Origin of the sequence: Peptostreptococcus porci (assembly GCF_009695815.1) — a bacterium.
In the GTDB taxonomy this organism is placed as follows: domain Bacteria; phylum Bacillota; class Clostridia; order Peptostreptococcales; family Peptostreptococcaceae; genus Peptostreptococcus; species Peptostreptococcus porci.
On the sequence record NZ_VUNE01000001.1, the window covers coordinates 125,360 to 143,923 of the forward strand.

Sequence of the window (18,564 nt, forward strand, 5' to 3'; positions counted from 1 at the left end):
GGTATTTATGATATAATAATTTTTATGATAAAGGTAACAAAGTGTGAGATATGAAAGTAAGCTTATATTTTCGTATTTTGACCTGTATATTAGATACCAATTAAGGTATAGTGGAGTGTTTTTATGTATAATCTATATGAAATAATAGACAGTATAATGGAAAAAGAGGACTTGAAGGTGGAAGAGATTCCAAATATTGATCTTTACATGGATCAGGTATTAAATATTTTTGATAAATTTTTTCCATATAATGAACAAGAGCAAGCTTTGACAAAGACAATGATAAATAACTATGTAAAGGCTGGTATTATTAAACCTGCAATAAAAAAGAAATACAATAAAGAACATATTTTAATGATAATAATCATTTGTATGCTTAAGAGGGAAATTAGTCTAACTGAGATAAAAGATGCGTTTGATGATTTTGACAACTATGAGAAAATATACAAGGGATTTCTAAGGAAAAAGGAAAATTTAAATAAATTGACTTTGGATTTTTTGTCAAATGATATTGAATCCTTCAACAAAGAGGAAGATAGAGATACAACGGAAAAGATGATGGATGTTTTATTATTGTGCTATTACTCAAATGTTCTTAGTGAGGCTGCAAGGCTGATAATAAATAGAGAAAAGAATGAATGAAATAAGTGAGGAAAAGATGATAAAGGAAGTAGTTGTTGTCGAGGGTAGAGATGACATAGATGCGGTAAAAAGAGCTGTTGACTGTGAACTGATTGCAACAGGTGGATTTGGTTTTCCAAAGGGCGTTATGGAGAGAATAAAAACAGCAAGTGTTAAGAGAGGTATCATAATTTTCACCGATCCTGATTTTGCAGGCGAGAAAATTAGAAAAAAAATAGCCAGTGAAGTACCTGGCTGTAAACACGCTTTTTTACCACGTGAGAGCGCATTGAAGGATGGAGATATAGGAGTTGAAAATGCTAGTCCAGAGAGTATAAAATTAGCACTTTCAAAAGTTAGGACTGAGGTTGTAAAAAAAGAGAAATCTTTTGACAATGGAGATCTGATGAGAAATGGGTTAGTGGGCTCCCAAAATTCTTCAGTGTTGAGAGATGAAATAGGAAAAATATTGGGAATAGGATATGGTAACTCAAAGCAATTTTTGAGTAGGCTAAATAATTATGGAGTTACTAGAGAAGAATTTGAAAACGCATTAAAAGATGTGTTGAAATTTAATAAAGAAGGTGAGTAGATTAATGAATAAAAGGCTTTCGTCACATAAAGCTACTATGGAAATTGTAAAAAAGCATGAATTTAGATTTAATAAGAGTCTGGGTCAAAATTTTCTAATTGACGATAATATTATAGATAAAATAATATCAGGATCTGGTGTGAAAGTTGGAGATAAGGTTATTGAAGTTGGTCCTGGTATTGGAACCTTAACCAGAGAAATTGCGGCTAGAGCAGATAAGGTTATGGCTGTTGAAATAGATAAGAATCTTATTCCAATTTTGAAGGACACAATGGAGGATTATGAAAATTTCAATGTTGTAAATGAAGATATCCTCAAAGCTGATATTAAAGGATTGGTAGAAGAGCATCTAGATGGTGGTCCGGTGAAATTGATAGCAAATTTGCCATATTATATAACTACTCCAATTATCATGAGATTTTTGGAAGAAGGGATAAATGTGACAGATATAGTAGTCATGGTTCAAAAGGAGGTCGCTGAAAGGATGAATGCATCTCCTGGTGGAAAAGATTTTGGTGCTCTTTCAGTTGCTGTGCAGTATTACTGTGATACAGAGATAATTGCAAAGGTGCCAAGACATATGTTTGTTCCTCAACCAAATGTGGATTCAATCGTGATAGCATTGAGAGTTAGAGGTGAAAAAAAATACGATGTTGATAATGAGGAATTGTTTTTCAAGGTTGTCAAAGCAGCTTTCGGTCAAAGGAGGAAAACTCTTCTGAACTCTATTTCTAGCATGGGTGTCTTGGACAAAAAAGTGGTATCTCAGATATTGCTAGAGTCAAAAATTGACGAGAAAAGAAGAGGAGAGACTCTTAGTCTTGACGAGTTTGCAGTTCTCTCTAATAACATCAATAGAGCTGTAAAGGAGGGAAGTAATGTTTAATAAGCTGTCGAAATTAAACAAAACTTTGTTACTTCTACTAATCATCATACTGTTCTTTGTAATTTACTTTTTTTCATTTAAGCTTTCTAGAAACTATATTCAAAGTAAAACTGGAGAAGATGTTGTTTCTATAGATACGAGGGGTGAGAAAAGCAAAATAGAGGAAGATATCGAGCTTAGAAACAAGGCAGAAAGCAAAATGCAGCCATTGCAGAAATTTAATCAAAGTAAGAAGCTATTTATTTCTGATGATTCTGTTGAAAATATAAAAATCGAAGGTGAAATGCTGGAGAATTTGAAGCGATTATCGACATCCTTTGTAAAGGTGAGATCTATTGAGGGCGAGTTCAATCCCCAAAATAGAGGTAATACTAATAATAATGTCAAGTTTGAAACAGATTTCAATTACTTTGTTGTAGAGAGTGATGGAAAAAAAGAGAGCTATAAGGTTCCGATTTCGGTTAAAGAAGATTTTCAAGGCATGTATAAGAGGATGATCTATACATCAGTGGATTACATAAAAAATAAAGATGGAGTCGGAGATATAAGAGTTTATAAAGGAAATGAGGAGAAAGGTGTTTTTCCTTGGAAGAAGGATGATTTGATTAATAAAATCTTGTACAAAAGAGAGGTTGGTAAGATCCAGCCACAAAAAGAGTTTCATAAAACAAAGACCAATTTTACAATAAAAATAGAAAAAAATGGAAATAAAATTGACATACAAACGATGGGTAAGGATTTTATTCAGGTAACAAATAGCGATAATGTCGCATATTACGAGGTATACCAAGACCTTTATAACTACTTGGACAAAGAAGTATTTAAATAAAAATTAAAATAAACGCTATTAAGTTGGTTATTTTTTTATTTATGCTTTACACTGATAATTAATGATGATACAATACTAAAAAAACGAAGGGAGAAATTGTCATGAATAAGTTAAACGCACAACTAAAGTCTTACAACTATTATTACTATTTTAACTTTACTAGCAGTGGTAAGGCTTTTTCTGATGTGCAAAAACTAGATACAGTTGACTTATTCTTAATAATGGACAATTGATATTTTAGTATTTTAGCCTCTTGGATTAGCCAAGAGGCTTTTTTTTATTATTTTTTATGGAGGGATTTTGGTATGATAGTCAAACTTAGAAAAAACGTAAAAGTTGAGCAAATTGAGAAGCTGATAGGATTTATTGAATCTTTGGGATTTGAAGTGGATTGTTCTTTTGGTGAGAATACAACTCTTCTTGGATTGATAGGAGATACATCTGGACTTGATTCGAGTATTATAAAATCGTTTGAAGCTGTCGATGAAATTATCAGAATTCAAGAGCCTTACAAGAGAGCTAATAGAAAGTTCCATCCAGAGGATACTGTTGTAATTTTGGAAAATGGAACGAAAATAGGTGGTGGTAATTTTTGTTTGATAGCTGGACCTTGTTCAGTGGAGTCAGAAGAGCAAATTATCGAGGTTGCAAAAAGAGTGAAGGACTCTGGGGCAAATATATTAAGAGGAGGAGCCTTTAAACCGAGAACATCTCCATACTCCTTTCAAGGTAAGGGGGAAGTTGCTTTGAAGTTATTGTTGAAAGCAAAAGAAATTACAGGTCTGCCAATAATTTCAGAAATAATGGAAATTGGACAATTACCTCTTTTCGAAGATGTTGATATACTACAAGTTGGTGCAAGGAATATGCAGAATTTCGATTTGCTGAAGGCTCTGGGAAAACAGTCGAAGCCAGTTCTTTTGAAGAGAGGCTTATCTGCAACATATGAAGAATTGCTGATGGCTGCAGAGTATATAATGTCAGAGGGCAATGATAATGTAATACTGTGTGAGAGAGGTATAAGAACTTTTGAAACTGGAGTTAGAAATACTCTTGATATAACTGCCATTCCAGTTCTACATGAAAAAACACATCTTCCGGTTATCGTTGATCCATCACATTCATCTGGAGTATCGAGGTTAGTAAAGCCGCTTAGTTTGGCATCAGTTGGCGCTTCATGCGATGGCTTGATAATAGAGGTTCATAATGATCCAGAAAATGCATTGTGTGATGGGAATCAGTCTTTGAGACCAGATGAATTTGACGATATGGCAAGGTCAATATTTAGATTAAAGGAAGCGATGATGGTGGTTTAGTATGAATATAGGAATAATTGGTTTGGGTTTGATTGGAGGTTCCTTTGCCAAATCTTTGAAGAAAAATACGAATCATATGGTATTTGGATTTGATATTGATGGACAATCGGTAGACCTAGCACTAAAGGATAAGAGCATTGACTTTAAACTAGATACTGATGACTTACACAATATTGATCTTGTGATTTTGGCATTGAGACCAAAGGATGCGTTGAGATTTGTAAAAGAAAATAAAAATATTCGAGGTTGGGTGATGGATCTTTGTGGAGTGAAAAAGAATATTTCAAAGGAGCTTGAGAATTTGTCATCAAGGAATAACTTTGAATATATTGGTGCACATCCGATGGCAGGAAGAGAGATAGGGGGATATACAAGCAGTCTTGATGATTTATTTGAAGGTGCATCTATTATACTTACAAAGAGAAATATACCAAATGAAATTCTTGATATCCTTTCAGAAATGGGATTTTCTCTACAGTATTGTGATGCGGATACTCATGATAGAATGATTGCATACACATCACAGCTATCTCATATCGTATCTAATGCTTTTGTAAAATCAAAGGTGGCTTTAAAGCATAATGGTTTTTCAGCAGATAGTCTGAAGGATTTGACTAGAGTAGCAATGTTGGATGAGTCCATGTGGACAGAGCTGCTGCTGGAGAATGATTATATAAAAGATGAATTAGATTTTCTAATAGATGAATTAAAAAAATACAGCGACCTTTTGGAAAAGAGGGACGAAAAAGGCTTGGAATTATTGTTGAGAGAAGGTAAAGAAAGAAGGATTTTAATGTATCCCGGAGGTGTGAAATGAGAGTAAAACCATCTAAATTAGAAGGCAGTGTCAAAGCAATACCATCAAAATCTTTCGCTCATAGGGCTCTTATTTGTGCTGCTATATCAGATGGTGTGTCGCAAATAATCTTTGATAAAACATCTGATGATATAGATGCGACGATAAATTGTCTTAGAACATTAGGTGCGAAAATTGAAAAATTTGAATCTGGAGTTAGGGTAAAGGGCATATCGAAATTAGACAATATACCTATCGTAGATTCAAAAGAAAGTGGATCTACCTTTAGATTTTTGTTGCCACTTGCTTCTACTATTTATGGGCAGGTAATTTTCATAGGTGAAGGAAGGTTGCCGAATAGACCAATAAAGGATTTGATGGATGTGATGAAGCATAGAGGTGTGGAATTTGATTCAGAATGTTTACCGTTTAAGACAAATGGTCTATTGTCACCAGGTAGATATGAGATAAGTGGTGATGTAAGTTCACAGTACGTTTCTGGATTGTTATTTGCCGCCTTGAATTTGAATGGAAGTTCTGAAGTAATTGTAAACACAAACCTCGAATCCAAGAGCTATGTGGATATTACGGTTGAAGTAATGAGAGCCTTTGGAGCAGATATAATTGAAAAAGGAAATAGTTTTTTAGTAAATGAATCGAAATTGAAAGCGCGATCCTATAACGTCGAAGGAGATTGGTCGAATTCTTCCTTCTTATTGGTAGCGGGAGCATTCGGAAAAGTATCTGTGAATGGATTAAATAAAGAGAGTAGTCAAGGTGACAAACAAATATTAAAAATCTTAGAGGATTTTGGTGCTGAAGTAGTCATATCTGATGAAGTTATAGTGGCATCACGTGATAGGAATCCAATAGATGTAGATTTGAAGGATATACCAGATATGTTGCCGATATTATCGATATTGGCAGCTAGTGTTGATGGGGGTGTATCACGATTTTATAATGCATCGAGATTGAGGTTAAAAGAGAGTGACAGGATAAAGTCGACTGCTGATTTAATCACTTCACTTGGTGGAAAGGTAGAAGAAAGAGATGATGAGCTGTTGATTTATGGAACGAATGGTTTGGCAGGAGGTATTGTTGACTCACACAATGACCATAGAATAGTAATGGCTGCGGCGATAGCTTCTACAATAAGCGAGAATGATATTGTAATTAAGAATTCAAAAGCTATAAATAAGTCATATCCAACTTTTTTTGACGATTTTGCAGATTTGGGAGGTAAAATATGAGTGCGACATTTGGAAATAATATTAAAACTACAGTTTTTGGTCAATCACATGGACATTATATAGGAGCTGTTGTCGACGGATTGCCACTGGGCTTTAAGATAGATATGGATAAGCTTGAAGAATTTATGCGAAGAAGGGCACCAGGAAAAAAATATACGACAAAGAGAGTTGAAGGGGATAACGTGGAGTTTATAGCTGGAGTTGAAGATGGTACGATAATTTCCAATACAATATGTGCTGTAATAAAGAACAAAGACCACAATTCTACTCATTACGAAATATTCAAGGATATTCCAAGACCATCTCACGCCGATTATGTAGCAAATATAAAATACAATGGATTGATGGATATGAGAGGTTCAGGTTCGTTTTCTGGGCGATTAACAGCACCTATTTGTATTGTGGGTGGTATTGCGAAGCAGATTCTTCAAGAGAGGGGAATACAAATCGCTTCGAGGCTTAAGCAAGTTGGCTCTGAGATTGATGAAGCAATTGATATCGCAAATCCAGATATGGAAGTGCTTGAAGAAATAAATCGAAAAAATGTTCCTGTTATTTCAGAGAAGGTCGAAGCTAGAATAGAGAAATTATTAGAAGGCATAAGGGAAGAAAAAGACTCAATTGGTGCCAAGATAGAATGTTTTGCGACCGGAATTCCAATCGGTCTGGGAGAACCAAATCAGGATGGCATTGAATCTATTTTGTCGAGTAGAATTTTTTCTATTCCTGGAGTCAGGGCTATAGAGTTTGGATTAGGTGTTGAGGCTGCATATATGAAAGGCTCTGAGCATAATGATGAATTTAAAATTAGAGATAAGCAAGTATCAACTATGACTAATAATGCAGGTGGAATTGTCGGTGGGATAAGTAACGGCATGCCGATTAACTTTACTGTAACTATGAAACCAACGGCATCAATTGGAAAGCAACAGAGGTCATTTTCTATGTCAAAAAAGGAGTCTAAATATTTGCAAATAGAGGGAAGACACGATCCATGTATAGCTATTAGAGCATTGCCGGTTATCGAGGCTGTATGTGCAATTGTGCTTCTGGATTTGATAGATATTTTATAAAGGCTGTGATTATATTTTTTAGGTAATTATGTGGGGTATGATATGAAATACGGATTATTGGGAAGAAAGCTGGGTCATAGCTTTTCGAAAAAAATACACAATTTGATAGATAGATACGACTATGATCTGTATGAAAAGGAGCTGGATCAAATAGAGCAATTTGTTAATGGAGATATAACGGGCTTCAATATTACTATACCATACAAGATAGAAGTCATGAAATATATTGATGAAATGACCAACAGAGCTAAGAAAATAGGATGTATCAATACAGTGATTAAAAAAAATGGAAAGGTAATAGGCGACAATACGGATTATTTTGGATTCGAGTATATGCTAAATAGTTTGGAAATCGGCGATGTGAAATCTGCTTTAATTCTTGGAGATGGTGCAACATCTATGACAGTGGGGGCAGTGCTAGATGATAGAGGTATACCGTACACCAAGCTATCCAGAAAAACAGAACCCTACTATTCAAGGTACTTGGATTACAAAGATGTCGAGTTGCTGATAAATGCCACTCCTGTCGGTATGTATCCAAATAATGGAGAAAGGCTAATAGATATAAGTGAATTCAATAATCTAAAAGGAGTTATTGACGTGGTTTATAATCCAATGTGTACAAAGCTGCTTTTTGACGCAAAGGAAAAGAACATAAAATGTTGCAATGGACTTCCTATGTTGGTTGCACAGGCTGCTGAGGCATATAATGTATTTTGTGGAAATAAGGTTGAGGATAGAAAAATGAAGAGGATAATAGAAAAGCTTTCAGTTGAAGGAAATATAGTGTTGATTGGAATGCCTAGTACTGGAAAATCTACTATAGGAAGAATAATTTCAAAAAATACAGATAAAATTTTGGTAGATTTTGATGAGGAAATTGTAAGAAAAACTGGTAAGAGTATTGAACGAATTTTTTCAGAAGATGGAGAAGCATATTTTAGGAAGCTAGAAAGTGAAATGTGTGGAGAATTTGGGAAAAAAAATAATCTAGTAATAGCCACAGGTGGAGGAGTGGTTACTCAAATTGAAAATTACGAGAGTCTAAAGCAAAATGGTAAAATATATCTATTAAAGAGAAATTTGGAAGAACTTGAGCTAGAAGGCAGACCACTTTTAAAGGATTTTGATAGCGTTTTGAGATTATGGGAGGATAGAAAGGACAGATATCAAAGCTTTTCCGACAAAGAGGTTGAAAATATTACGATAATGGAAGCCTCAAAAAAGATAATTGATGATTTTTACGGATATGATTATACAAAATGTGAGAATAGAATATAATACCATGAAAAATATAGTCAGACTCAAAAATTGAGTTTTATTGAGTCTGACTATATTTTTTTATAGTAGCTCTTTAATATATCCGAGTTTTGCAGCTTTTAATAGCATTTCCTGATAATTTGAAACATCTAGCTTTTCATATATTTTGGCTAGATGGTTTGCCAAGGTTCTTGGTGATATATACAGCTTTTTTGATATGTCATTACGAGTGTAACCATTTGAATATAGGGCTAGTATTTCTTTTTCCCTATCAGTTAGAGGGTATAGATTTTCAGTGGTGTTTTTGAATATTCTGTTTCCATTGAATACACTCATCAATATATTATATATTTCAGTGCTGTTTGTTTCTTTTCGGATAAATGCACTGGCTCCGATTTCATACGCTTCGTATTCAAATAATGGAAAATCATAGCCCGTAATTATAATGGTTTTTATATATGGGATTTTTTGTTTTATTTTTTTGAAAAGAGCAAAACCATCCATTTCTACGATTTTCTTTATGTTTACATCTATTATCAGAATATCGATGCCCATTTCCAGTATCTTTTCTGAAATCAAATCAACGCTTGTTTGACTGGTGATGGTGTAAATATTTTCAATGGTATTGCTTGTATCACATTTTATAAGTGAATCAGAAAGTCCACTTGCAAAAATTTCGTGATCATCAATCAATAATATTTTCAAAAAAATCACTCCTTTTAATCTTAAATTTTATATCTATGGAAACTCCATTAGGTTCAAGGTTATTTATTACCATATCTCCATTAATATCGCTTATTGTCTTTTTTATAAAGCCCAGACCTCGATTCGATTTTAGGCAGTTTTCTAAATCGACTATATTTCCGGAGTCATTTCTAGAATTTATAAATAGTATGTCGTCTATGAGCTCTACTCTTATTTCTGCAAAGGTGGAGTCTGTATGTTTATATATGTTGTTACTCAATTCTTTGATAATTCTGTAGGTTATTTCATCAAAGGGTCTTGTCAGAAATAGATTTTCATCACAATAAAATTCTAACAAAATATTTTTGTCGTACAGTTTTTTTACTTTGTTGATTGCCTGTAAAAAATTCTTTTTAAGTGATATATTTGTTGAAATGTTTGGAGATATATAGTCCATCTCATTTCTTATTGAGTTGACTGTATCGTCCAGTGCATGGATGCAATCTTCAATTTCAGCAGGGGCTGTGTTATCACTAATATTTTTGACATCATATATTTTTCTCCTTATATATAAAATATTCTGTAGAACATCGTCGTGTAGGTATTCAGATAATATCATATTTTGATTTGAAGATATTTTTATTTTTTCCAAAGCTATTTCTTGGATTAGCTCAGGGCTATTATAATAATCCATTTGGGAATTGAATTTTATTATTTCTTCAATTTCAATTAAGATGAATACTAGAATCGATATTCCAAAAAAAGAAGTCACACCCAATATGATTAATGAAGCTATCGCAGTTATTGTCAATAAAATGTATGCACTGAAAAACTGGCTTTTAAGTATCGTTTCTGACATCAATTTCGAAATTTCAATATTTTTTTTCATATTGTGCACAAAAATTGTTGCTAAGAATAGTATTACAAATGCCTCTAATAGATCTGCAAAAATAAAAAAGCATGATAGAAGTGCCACTATTGCAATATTAGGTAAAAACAAATGTTTTTCTTTTTGTGATAGCAAAAAAATAAATATTATTACCAAAATCGAATAGCTCAGAGTGGTGCTTATTTGAATGTTGTTAAATCTACAAAATGAGTGAGGTAGCATCCAAAGAGATGACAACGCAAATAAAAAAATGATTTTTTTTGAACTTTTGTTCTGTAATACCAGCATATTCATCATGAACAATGCAAAAAATGGCAAGAAAAAAATCAGTATAGCTGGTTTGTCAGATGGATTAAAAAATGATATTGATAAAATCAGTATTTGTATCCATATAATCACTGAATTTATGTTTTTGCAGTATGTACTCTTTAGCAATGAAATCACCTCCATAACTATATTCTACAACAATATTTGCGATAATGATATAGTACTTTTTTGAAATATAATATGCTTATTTATTGCAAAAAATATGCACAATCGTACTATGTATTTTTTATTGATAAAGGAATATAATTAATGTATAAACATAAAGAAGTAATTATCAAGAAAAATATCAGGAAGAAATTATTATGAGATAGTTATTAAGAAGTAATTATTGAGGAGTAAATCTAAATGATAAATCTAAGGGGCACGTTCTAATCAATATGGATAAGAGATAGAGGAGGGATGAGAATGAGAACGAACTCAAGTTTAAAAATGGATATGCTCTTTGCGATTATAGCAAATGGTATTGGAATATTGATAGTTTGGCTAATAAAAATGAGTAATCCTGAAAAGTTCAAGGAAAGTATTACTAGTGACGACAACATAATTTTTATTATTATTTGCTGTTTTATTTTGCTGGTTATTCTATATATAGCTTATATAGAGGCAAAGCATGATGATGAATATATAACTGGTAAAACTCAGACAATGGGAGTTGTAAATAGTTTTACATCATTGCCTGCACTGATGATATTTGTCGCATTTATCTTCGAGCATTGGGTGGCAATATATGTAGTTTCGATTGTATTGTTTTTTTTGATGAGGATGCTTGGAAGGCATTCAAGGAAGAAGCTATCTTCAATGATTGGCAAGATTGGAGTAATGAAAACAAATCTTCACTATAAAGGAACTGCCAGCTTTGACGGAAAAGATGTGAAGGTATATTCGAAAAAGGATATTTATTACGGAGCCAAAGTCAAAATAGTAGACTTGAAGGCAAAATATCTATATGTAGAAGAAGTGAACGCTGAAGTATTAGATGATAAAGATGATGTTGCAGATTAATAAGCTACAAGCAGAGAAGCTCGCAAATTTGGGTAATTTCCCAAATAAATATTGCGAGCTGTCTTTGCTTGTATATTTTTTTTAAAGTAAACCTTCCAATAAGATTTTTATTCCAATTATTATTAGAATTATCCCACCAAGTTTTTCTGAGGTATTTTTGTACCTCGATCCGAATTTGTGTCCAATATACACTCCTGCAGATGAAATGAGAAATGTTAGTATTCCAATGACAGAGGCTGCCTTGATAATATTAATATTTAGTAGAGCAAAGGAGAATCCAACTGCTAGTGCGTCTATGCTGGTTGCTACTGATAGCATTATCATATCCCTGATATCAATTTCCATAATTCCAGAAATATCGCAACAGACCTCCTCTTGAACAGATTCCTTTGACTCTCTAAGCATTTGTACCCCAATAATCGTCAGCAAAATAAATGCTATCCAATTGCTTATTCCACTGACTAGGGAATAAAAATGACTCCCTATAAAATATCCGATTATCGGCATTGCAGCTTGAAAAAATCCAAAAAACAGACCGATTATGATGGAATTTTTCCAGTTCATTTTCTTTTGACAGAGACCTTTGCATACGGATACAGCAAATGCATCCATACTTAGTCCCACTCCAATACTGATTAAGTTAAAAAAGCTCATATTGTTGTTTATTCAGCCTGTGAGCTTGTACCACTACTAGTAGATGTAGAGCCTGAATCTTGTGTAGTGTTTGAATTTATTGATGTATCAGACGATGACTGAAGTGTGCTTGGATCTGCAACTTTTCCAGTTTCAGCATCAATTGTTATTTTTTCGAAGCTTTTAGTTTGCTTTTCAGAATTGTCATTTTTGTTTTCAGTTTTAGTATCATTTTCGAATTTTACAGTACCATCAGCAAGCTCAAATTCATATAGATTTAGACCATTTTTTGAATATAGCTTGTAAGATACTACCTGTACATTTTCGTTTTTAGATTTTGAGATTGCGAATTTTGCTGCCTTATCAAGATCTAAGACTGGAACGAAATCTATTAAATTACGTTTTTTGCTGATATCCAATGCAGCCTCTTCTGTATTCGTAATCTTGCCTGTTGATGCATCAATTGTTAGGATTACATTTTTTTTCTTTTTCGATATCGCATCAATCGTATATACATACTTCCCATTTACAGGTTCAAGCTTGACAGAGCATATACTTCCAGCCTTGTTTTCTGTGGTAAATTTCAGCATTGCAGATTGCATTGAAATAATCTTTGCAGTTCTAACGTCCATGAAATTTTCAAGTTTTGGAGTGTTTGCCTCCTTTTCTTCAGTGTTATTGCTGGAGCATCCCATCAACGAGCCTCCAATCAATAGACAAACTGTAAATACTATAGCCTTATTTGAAATTTTGTTTTTTATATTCATATTTCTTCCCCCCTCGAAAAAAATTTATCACTATATAAGATTATACAATAGATTATGAAATAATTGAATGTTATTGAACAATGTTTTTTTATAATTAAGCTGAAATTTTGAATAGTACCTTGAAAATAGAATATATCAATTTGCGAAAATAGAGAGCAAAAGGCTGCTAAAGAGCTATATATTTGCAGATGAAGATTACGTACACACTCATAAGCCTAATAAAAAAGAGGAAGCATGAAAATTAACTACTTTGATAATTAGTATGAAAAAACGCCATAAAAAATTGACCAATATTTTTTTGAATGATATAATAAAACAAATGAAAAGCTATATCAATATAATATGAGCAACAAATTCATAGAAGTCAGATTAAAGAAGCAAGAGTTGACTCAAATTAAGTTATTAGATAAGTTTTTTCGATTTTTTGTTAAGATACATTAAGTGAGGTGCAATTTATAAGAAACATAAAAAAATGTAAGGAGGGAGGCTTAGATTTGTACTTTGCTTAAATTCAGTATTATTAATAAAAAAAATAATAGGGGGATTGTAAATTATGAGAAAAAATTTAAAAACTCTATAGGAAATACTGTAACAGTTGGGGGTGTTCTAGGATTAATATTAGCTAAAGTTCCAGGGGCACAGGCAGCTGGTTGTGTAATCGGAACTATTAGTACACTAGTGGGTGGTGGCTCATTATTTATTCCTAATGATTCTAAACATGGACTGAAGTTTGGGATTGAAACAGTTAAACGTTATAGATACAGATTAGGGAAGAGACGTGTGTATAGAATAGATAAATATATTACATCAGTTAGCCGTTACTAGGAAAGAGGTGTTTATGATTCAAAAAATTTTTGGTTTACTATATTTGATTGCTACAATCTTGATGGCACTAATATTTAACAACAAAATAACTAACAACATGAGTTTAGCTTTTATGATTTATATTTTGCAAGCTTCAAGCTTATTTGGATATATTTACCTGACTAATATAGAGAAAAAAATTAAGATATGTTTAGGTCTGTCTTTGCTTGTTTTTAACTGTATTTTCTTAAGATATATGCTGATAAAAGGATGGCTATAATAGTCAATCACGTATTTAAAAATCAGATAAATTTTATAAGAAGAGATAGTTGTTGTAATAAAATATAATTGGAAAAGAGATACTTTATAGGAAAACGTTGATAAAATAATTTTTATGCTATGGTTTCAAGCTCATTTGAGTTTGATCTGTAGCATATTTTATTTATTTCATAACAATACTTTTGGTCTCAAAATTCTAAATCCAAGCGATTATTTTTAAGTATTTTATTTACTTTGTTTCGAATTGCATGGATTAATTTATTATTTTAAACTCAAAAACGACATAATCACAAAATAACAATATATTTAGAGATATTAATATACAACATATGTTTTACATGGTATAATCACTAATGAAAGAATTAAGTATGGTTACGATTAGATATAAATATTGAAATAATAATATTTGTGAATTTGTTTTTTAAAAAATATTTGAGGAGGATTTGTTTTGAAGATAGTAGTTATAGGTGGAGGAAAGGTCGGAAGAAAAATTTCTGAAGAGCTGTCTCAAGATATGCATGATGTGACTGTTATAGATCAAAATATGGATGTAATTAATAAAATTAACTCTTTTCAAGATGTAGCCTGTTTCAATGGTAATGCTATAGACTACGAAGTACAGAAGGAAGCTGGTATAGATAGTGCGGATTTGGTTATAGGATGCACATCTTCTGATGAAATAAATATGTTTTCGTGTCTCTTTGCAAAGAAATTTGGGGCTAAAAATACAATTGCCAGAGTTAGAAATCCACTTTATTACAATCAATTAAATCATATTAAAAATGATTTGGGGTTGAGTATGGTAATAAATCCAGAATTTGTGGCGGCAAATGAAATATCGAGGATTATCAGATTTCCATCAGCGCTGAAGGTAGAAACTTTTGCAAAGGGTAAGATAGAGCTATTGGAATTCAAGATTTATCAAAGCTCACCACTTGTGGGCAAAAATTTAAATGAGATAAGGAACGAATACAAAATCAAATTTCTTATCTGTGCAATCCAGAGAAAGGATGCAGTGATAATTCCAAAAGGAAACATAGAGCTAGAGGTGGGCGACAAAATAAGTATTGCAGCATCTCACGAGGATTTGGAGTTGTTTTTAAAGCGAATCGGTGGATTGAAAAGAAAAATAAAAACTGTAATGATTATAGGTGCGAGTAAGATAACGTACTATCTGTGCAAAAGTCTGGAAGGTATAAATATTAAGATAAAAATAATTGAAAAAGATATAGAATCATGTAGACAAATTGGTGAATTATTACCGGATGTTGATGTAATACATGGGGATGGAACAGATATACAATTACTGGAAGAAGAAGGGTTTGATGATGTTGATGCATTTATTTCGTTGACAGGAATAGATGAAGAAAATATCATTCTTTCGATGCTTGCAAATGGAAAAAATATTCCAAAGGTCGTTACAAAGGTTAGTAATACAACATTCAAAGATTTGGCAAATAATTTTCAGCTAGATACGGTTGTATCTCCAAAGGATTTGACTAGTGCTATTATACTGAGATATGTAAAAGCGATGAATAATTCTTATGGAAGCAAATTGAATTATTTATACAGAATAGTAAATAACAGAGTAGAGGTTCTCGAATTTACTGTAAGTAGAGAATGTAAAATAATAAATACACCTCTTAAGGACATGAAGATAAGAGATGATTTATTGATTGCGTGTATTGTAAGACAGGGAACATTGATAATTCCTCAGGGGGATGATATGATACGAGAGGGCGACAATATCATAATAGTAACTTCAAATCTGAATATCAGTGAAATTACCGATATTGTGAGCAAATAAAATAAAATTTATCCTATTTTTTGTATTTTTAGAATGGCAAAGTAGCAAAATATTTGTAAAAATGTTGAACTAAACGAATTTATGATATTTTGTTTTTTATGGAAATTTGGATAAATATTTTGTAGAGGTAAAAAAATGAATTATGAGATGATGAAATATGTTCTGATGAGCATATGTAAAATTGAAGGGCTTTTGTTGCTCATACCCGTTTTTGTATCCGTTATTTATAAGGAATATCAAATAGCGGGAAAAATGGCTATAGTTGCAATAGCGTTTGCGCTTATTGGTATGGTGTTTACTAGAAAAAAGCCTAGAAAAATAGATATTTTTGCAAAAGATGGATTGATAATCGTAGGTATAACTTGGATAATATTCTCTATAATCGGAGCTATTCCTTTTTATGTAACAGGTTCAATTCCAAGCTTTATAGATGCATTTTTTGAGACTGTTTCAGGATTTACGACGACTGGATCGACAATATTGACAGATATAGAATCTCTTTCCAAAGGAATATTGTTTTGGAGAGCATTCACTCATTGGATAGGTGGAATGGGTGTATTGGTGTTTGTCATGGCGATTATTCCTCTTGCAGGTAGAAACTCAATGAGTATTATGAAAGCCGAAGTGCCTGGACCAACTGTTGATAAATTAGTTCCAAAAGCAAAGCAGACAGCAAAATTACTGTACATCATATATATTGGATTGACAGGATTGGAAGTTGTATTGTTGATGATAGGCAAAATGCCTCTTTACGATAGCGTTGTTCATGCTTTTGCAACAGCTGGAACGGGAGGATTCTCAATAAAATCTGCTAGTGTTGGTTATTATCAAAGTGCATACATAGACTGGGTTGTCACAATTTTTATGGTATTATTTGGAATAAACTTTAATTTATTTTATTTGGCAATTTTAAATAAATTTAATAGGATAGCTAGAAGTGAAGAGCTGAGAGTATATTTGGCGATAATAGTAGTGTCGACGTTACTGATATCGATTAATGTATATAGTATGTACAACTCTATTTCAGATTCCCTAAGATATTCGGCATTTCAAGTCGCATCAATTATCACTACAACGGGATTTATGAACACTGATTTCAATTTATGGCCACAATTTTCAAAGTCAATTCTCTTGATTTTGATGATAGTTGGAGCCTGTGCTGGTTCTACTGGAGGTGGTGTAAAGGTATCAAGAATTATTATTATTGCAAAACATATGAGAATAGAATTGAAGAAAATAATACATCCAAGATCTGTTTCAAATGTAAAGGTGGATGGAAAAATAGTTGAAAATAATGTAATCAGAAGTGTATCTGGATATATAATGATATATTTTATGCTTATTTTGTTTTCATTCCTGTTGATATCAATAAATGGATTTGACTTTGAGACATCAATAACATCTGTTATAACGTGTATTAACAATGTTGGTCCTGGCTTGGGTAGCTTGGTTGGTCCGATTGGAAGCTTTTCAATGTTTTCAGATTTTTCGAAAATTGTGCTGTCAATAGATATGCTATTGGGAAGGCTGGAAATATTTCCTATACTGATACTGTTTAGCCCTAGAATATACAAGAGAAGATTTTAGACGATAAATTGATAAATGATAAATAATAAATAATAAATAGGTTTGATTTAAGGGTATTTACGACTTGAAGGTACGACCTAAATAAAAAGTATCCAGCATTCTAAAGTAGAAAATGAATGCTTGGATACTTTTTTGTATAGGACTTTTTATAATTTTATTATTTTTTAGGTCGATTTTAACTTTTCATATAGTGTTGTTTCCACTTTATTTATCAAATCATCTGCATGTCCAAAACGGATATTTCTCAAGTTCGAATTTCATACTGATCACTTCAGGTGATTGTGATTCTCCATCTGATTGTATATATTGTGGAACTCTTGTTCTCACAATCATCGAGGTTGAACCAATCCTCTTTATTTTTTCGTATTTTTCGAAATGATCTCCAAATTTAAGTATTCTATATAGAATCATAACAAGGTCAATAAACTTTATTTCATTCGCCACAACAAATCCCAACTCATTGTTATTGCTTGTTGAGTATGGATCTATTTTAACCCCACCACCAAAATATGGATGGTTGGTAACTAAAGCTAGTAGACAGTTGTTAAACCTATACTCCTCATTATTAATTTCCAAGACGACGTCAAAATTTTTGTGTTTTTTGACTGCACTCACAATATAGTGGAGATATGATAATTTGCCAAGACCTATTTTTTTTAATATACTTTTTCCTGTATTGATGCTACTCAGATAAATTATCATTGCATCAATACCAAACCCAATACTATTTATTGAATATCCAACATTACCGGAATTAAGATTAGTAAATTTGATTATTTCCAATTCCTCAGGAGATTCTAGCTCTAAAAGTGAATCTATAAATCTTTCAGGATTGGATGTTATTTTTAATTCTCTGGCAAAATCATTACCTGTGCCACTTGGTAAATATGCTATTGGTTTTTTATTACCAATTATTTTAAGTGCATTAACTGCTTCATGAAGAGTGCCATCTCCACCGATTAACACAAGCTTTTCATCCTCAGTCGATAGTTTTTTTACCAGTTCAATGGTGTGCCCCTTATATTCGGAAATATTTACCGAGTACGAAATGGACTTTTTGTCGCAGTATTCCAATAGGCTTTTTAGAGTTTTTTTCCCTGTATTTCCACCTGCTCCTATGTGTGAAACTATGTTTATTTTCATGTTATTCTACCTTACTTTA

19 protein-coding genes are annotated in these 18,564 nt (G+C 32.4%); 14 read left to right on the forward strand and 5 right to left on the reverse strand.

All coding sequences use genetic code 11. The annotated features are described in order from the left end of the window. Nucleotides 1-123 precede the first annotated feature (123 nt). The 10 genes from FYJ71_RS00520 (at nt 124) to FYJ71_RS00560 (ending at nt 8,644) form a co-directional block, all read left to right on the forward strand. The gene (locus FYJ71_RS00520) at nt 124-642 is read left to right on the forward strand and encodes a DUF1836 domain-containing protein (RefSeq protein ID WP_154536903.1); all 519 of its coding nucleotides are present in this window, start codon (nt 124-126) and stop codon (nt 640-642) included. A 16-nt stretch (nt 643-658) separates the two neighbouring features. Then, on the forward strand, nt 659-1,213 hold the full coding sequence (rnmV, locus tag FYJ71_RS00525; protein ID WP_154537508.1) for a ribonuclease M5: 555 nt from the start codon (nt 659-661) through the stop codon (nt 1,211-1,213). A gap of 4 nt (nt 1,214-1,217) precedes the next feature. Then, on the forward strand, nt 1,218-2,099 hold the full coding sequence (gene rsmA, locus FYJ71_RS00530; protein WP_154536904.1) for a 16S rRNA (adenine(1518)-N(6)/adenine(1519)-N(6))-dimethyltransferase RsmA: 882 nt from the start codon (nt 1,218-1,220) through the stop codon (nt 2,097-2,099). Beyond that, nucleotides 2,092-2,928: a hypothetical protein gene (locus FYJ71_RS00535; protein WP_154536905.1), complete on the forward strand. Its 837-nt coding sequence runs from the start codon at nt 2,092-2,094 to the stop codon at nt 2,926-2,928. Before rsmA ends, FYJ71_RS00535 begins: the two co-directional genes overlap by 8 nt. A 101-nt stretch (nt 2,929-3,029) precedes the next feature. Continuing rightward, nucleotides 3,030-3,161, forward strand: a complete 132-nt coding sequence (locus FYJ71_RS10035) for a hypothetical protein (RefSeq protein WP_268878329.1) — start codon at nt 3,030-3,032, stop codon at nt 3,159-3,161. 72 nt (nt 3,162-3,233) lie between these two features. Continuing rightward, nucleotides 3,234-4,244, forward strand: coding sequence for a 3-deoxy-7-phosphoheptulonate synthase (gene aroF, locus FYJ71_RS00540; RefSeq protein WP_154536906.1), 1,011 nt, complete (start codon nt 3,234-3,236; stop codon nt 4,242-4,244). Nucleotide 4,245: 1 nt separating this feature from the next. Further along, nucleotides 4,246-5,061 (forward strand): prephenate dehydrogenase, encoded by an 816-nt coding sequence (locus FYJ71_RS00545; protein WP_154536907.1) that lies wholly within the window; start codon nt 4,246-4,248, stop codon nt 5,059-5,061. Next, the gene (gene aroA / locus FYJ71_RS00550) at nt 5,058-6,290 is read left to right on the forward strand and encodes a 3-phosphoshikimate 1-carboxyvinyltransferase (RefSeq protein WP_154536908.1); all 1,233 of its coding nucleotides are present in this window, start codon (nt 5,058-5,060) and stop codon (nt 6,288-6,290) included. Before FYJ71_RS00545 ends, aroA begins: the two co-directional genes overlap by 4 nt. Further along, nucleotides 6,287-7,363 (forward strand): chorismate synthase, encoded by a 1,077-nt coding sequence (gene aroC / locus FYJ71_RS00555; RefSeq protein WP_154536909.1) that lies wholly within the window; start codon nt 6,287-6,289, stop codon nt 7,361-7,363. Before aroA ends, aroC begins: the two co-directional genes overlap by 4 nt. A 42-nt stretch (nt 7,364-7,405) precedes the next feature. After that, nucleotides 7,406-8,644, forward strand: a complete 1,239-nt coding sequence (locus FYJ71_RS00560; RefSeq protein WP_154536910.1) for a shikimate kinase — start codon at nt 7,406-7,408, stop codon at nt 8,642-8,644. A 60-nt stretch (nt 8,645-8,704) separates the two neighbouring features. Here FYJ71_RS00560 and FYJ71_RS00565 read toward each other — a convergent pair whose 3' ends face one another. Together FYJ71_RS00565 and FYJ71_RS00570 are read right to left on the reverse strand one after the other, a co-directional pair. After that, a complete protein-coding gene (locus FYJ71_RS00565) occupies nt 8,705-9,328 on the reverse strand; it encodes a response regulator transcription factor (protein ID WP_154536911.1) in 624 nt (207 codons plus the stop codon). Continuing rightward, a complete protein-coding gene (locus FYJ71_RS00570; RefSeq protein ID WP_154536912.1) occupies nt 9,309-10,631 on the reverse strand; it encodes a sensor histidine kinase in 1,323 nt (440 codons plus the stop codon). The genes FYJ71_RS00565 and FYJ71_RS00570 overlap by 20 nt, the downstream gene beginning before the upstream one ends. 297 nt (nt 10,632-10,928) lie before the next feature. Here FYJ71_RS00570 and FYJ71_RS00575 point away from each other — a divergent pair, with 297 nt between their 5' ends. Beyond that, nucleotides 10,929-11,525, forward strand: coding sequence for an NfeD family protein (locus FYJ71_RS00575; protein WP_195836865.1), 597 nt, complete (start codon nt 10,929-10,931; stop codon nt 11,523-11,525). An 81-nt stretch (nt 11,526-11,606) separates the two neighbouring features. Here FYJ71_RS00575 and FYJ71_RS00580 read toward each other — a convergent pair whose 3' ends face one another. Beyond that, nucleotides 11,607-12,179, reverse strand: coding sequence for a manganese efflux pump MntP (locus tag FYJ71_RS00580; RefSeq protein WP_154536914.1), 573 nt, complete (start codon nt 12,177-12,179; stop codon nt 11,607-11,609). Between the two features lie 8 nt (nt 12,180-12,187). Then, nucleotides 12,188-12,925, reverse strand: coding sequence for a PepSY domain-containing protein (locus FYJ71_RS00585; RefSeq protein ID WP_154536915.1), 738 nt, complete (start codon nt 12,923-12,925; stop codon nt 12,188-12,190). A gap of 501 nt (nt 12,926-13,426) precedes the next feature. On the opposite strand from FYJ71_RS00585, the gene FYJ71_RS00590 reads away from it, so the two are divergent. The 3 genes from FYJ71_RS00590 to FYJ71_RS00600 all read left to right on the forward strand — a co-directional run bounded on the left by FYJ71_RS00590 (nt 13,427) and on the right by FYJ71_RS00600 (nt 17,402). Then, on the forward strand, nt 13,427-13,750 hold the full coding sequence (locus tag FYJ71_RS00590; protein WP_154536916.1) for a hypothetical protein: 324 nt from the start codon (nt 13,427-13,429) through the stop codon (nt 13,748-13,750). 706 nt (nt 13,751-14,456) lie between these two features. Further along, on the forward strand, nt 14,457-15,815 hold the full coding sequence (gene trkA / locus FYJ71_RS00595) for a Trk system potassium transporter TrkA (RefSeq protein WP_154536917.1): 1,359 nt from the start codon (nt 14,457-14,459) through the stop codon (nt 15,813-15,815). Nucleotides 15,816-15,950: 135 nt separating this feature from the next. After that, on the forward strand, nt 15,951-17,402 hold the full coding sequence (locus FYJ71_RS00600) for a TrkH family potassium uptake protein (protein WP_154536918.1): 1,452 nt from the start codon (nt 15,951-15,953) through the stop codon (nt 17,400-17,402). Nucleotides 17,403-17,618: 216 nt separating this feature from the next. On the opposite strand, the gene FYJ71_RS00605 is transcribed toward FYJ71_RS00600, so the two are convergent. Further along, nucleotides 17,619-18,545 (reverse strand): diacylglycerol/lipid kinase family protein, encoded by a 927-nt coding sequence (locus FYJ71_RS00605; RefSeq protein WP_154536919.1) that lies wholly within the window; start codon nt 18,543-18,545, stop codon nt 17,619-17,621. Nucleotides 18,546-18,564: the final 19 nt, after the last annotated feature.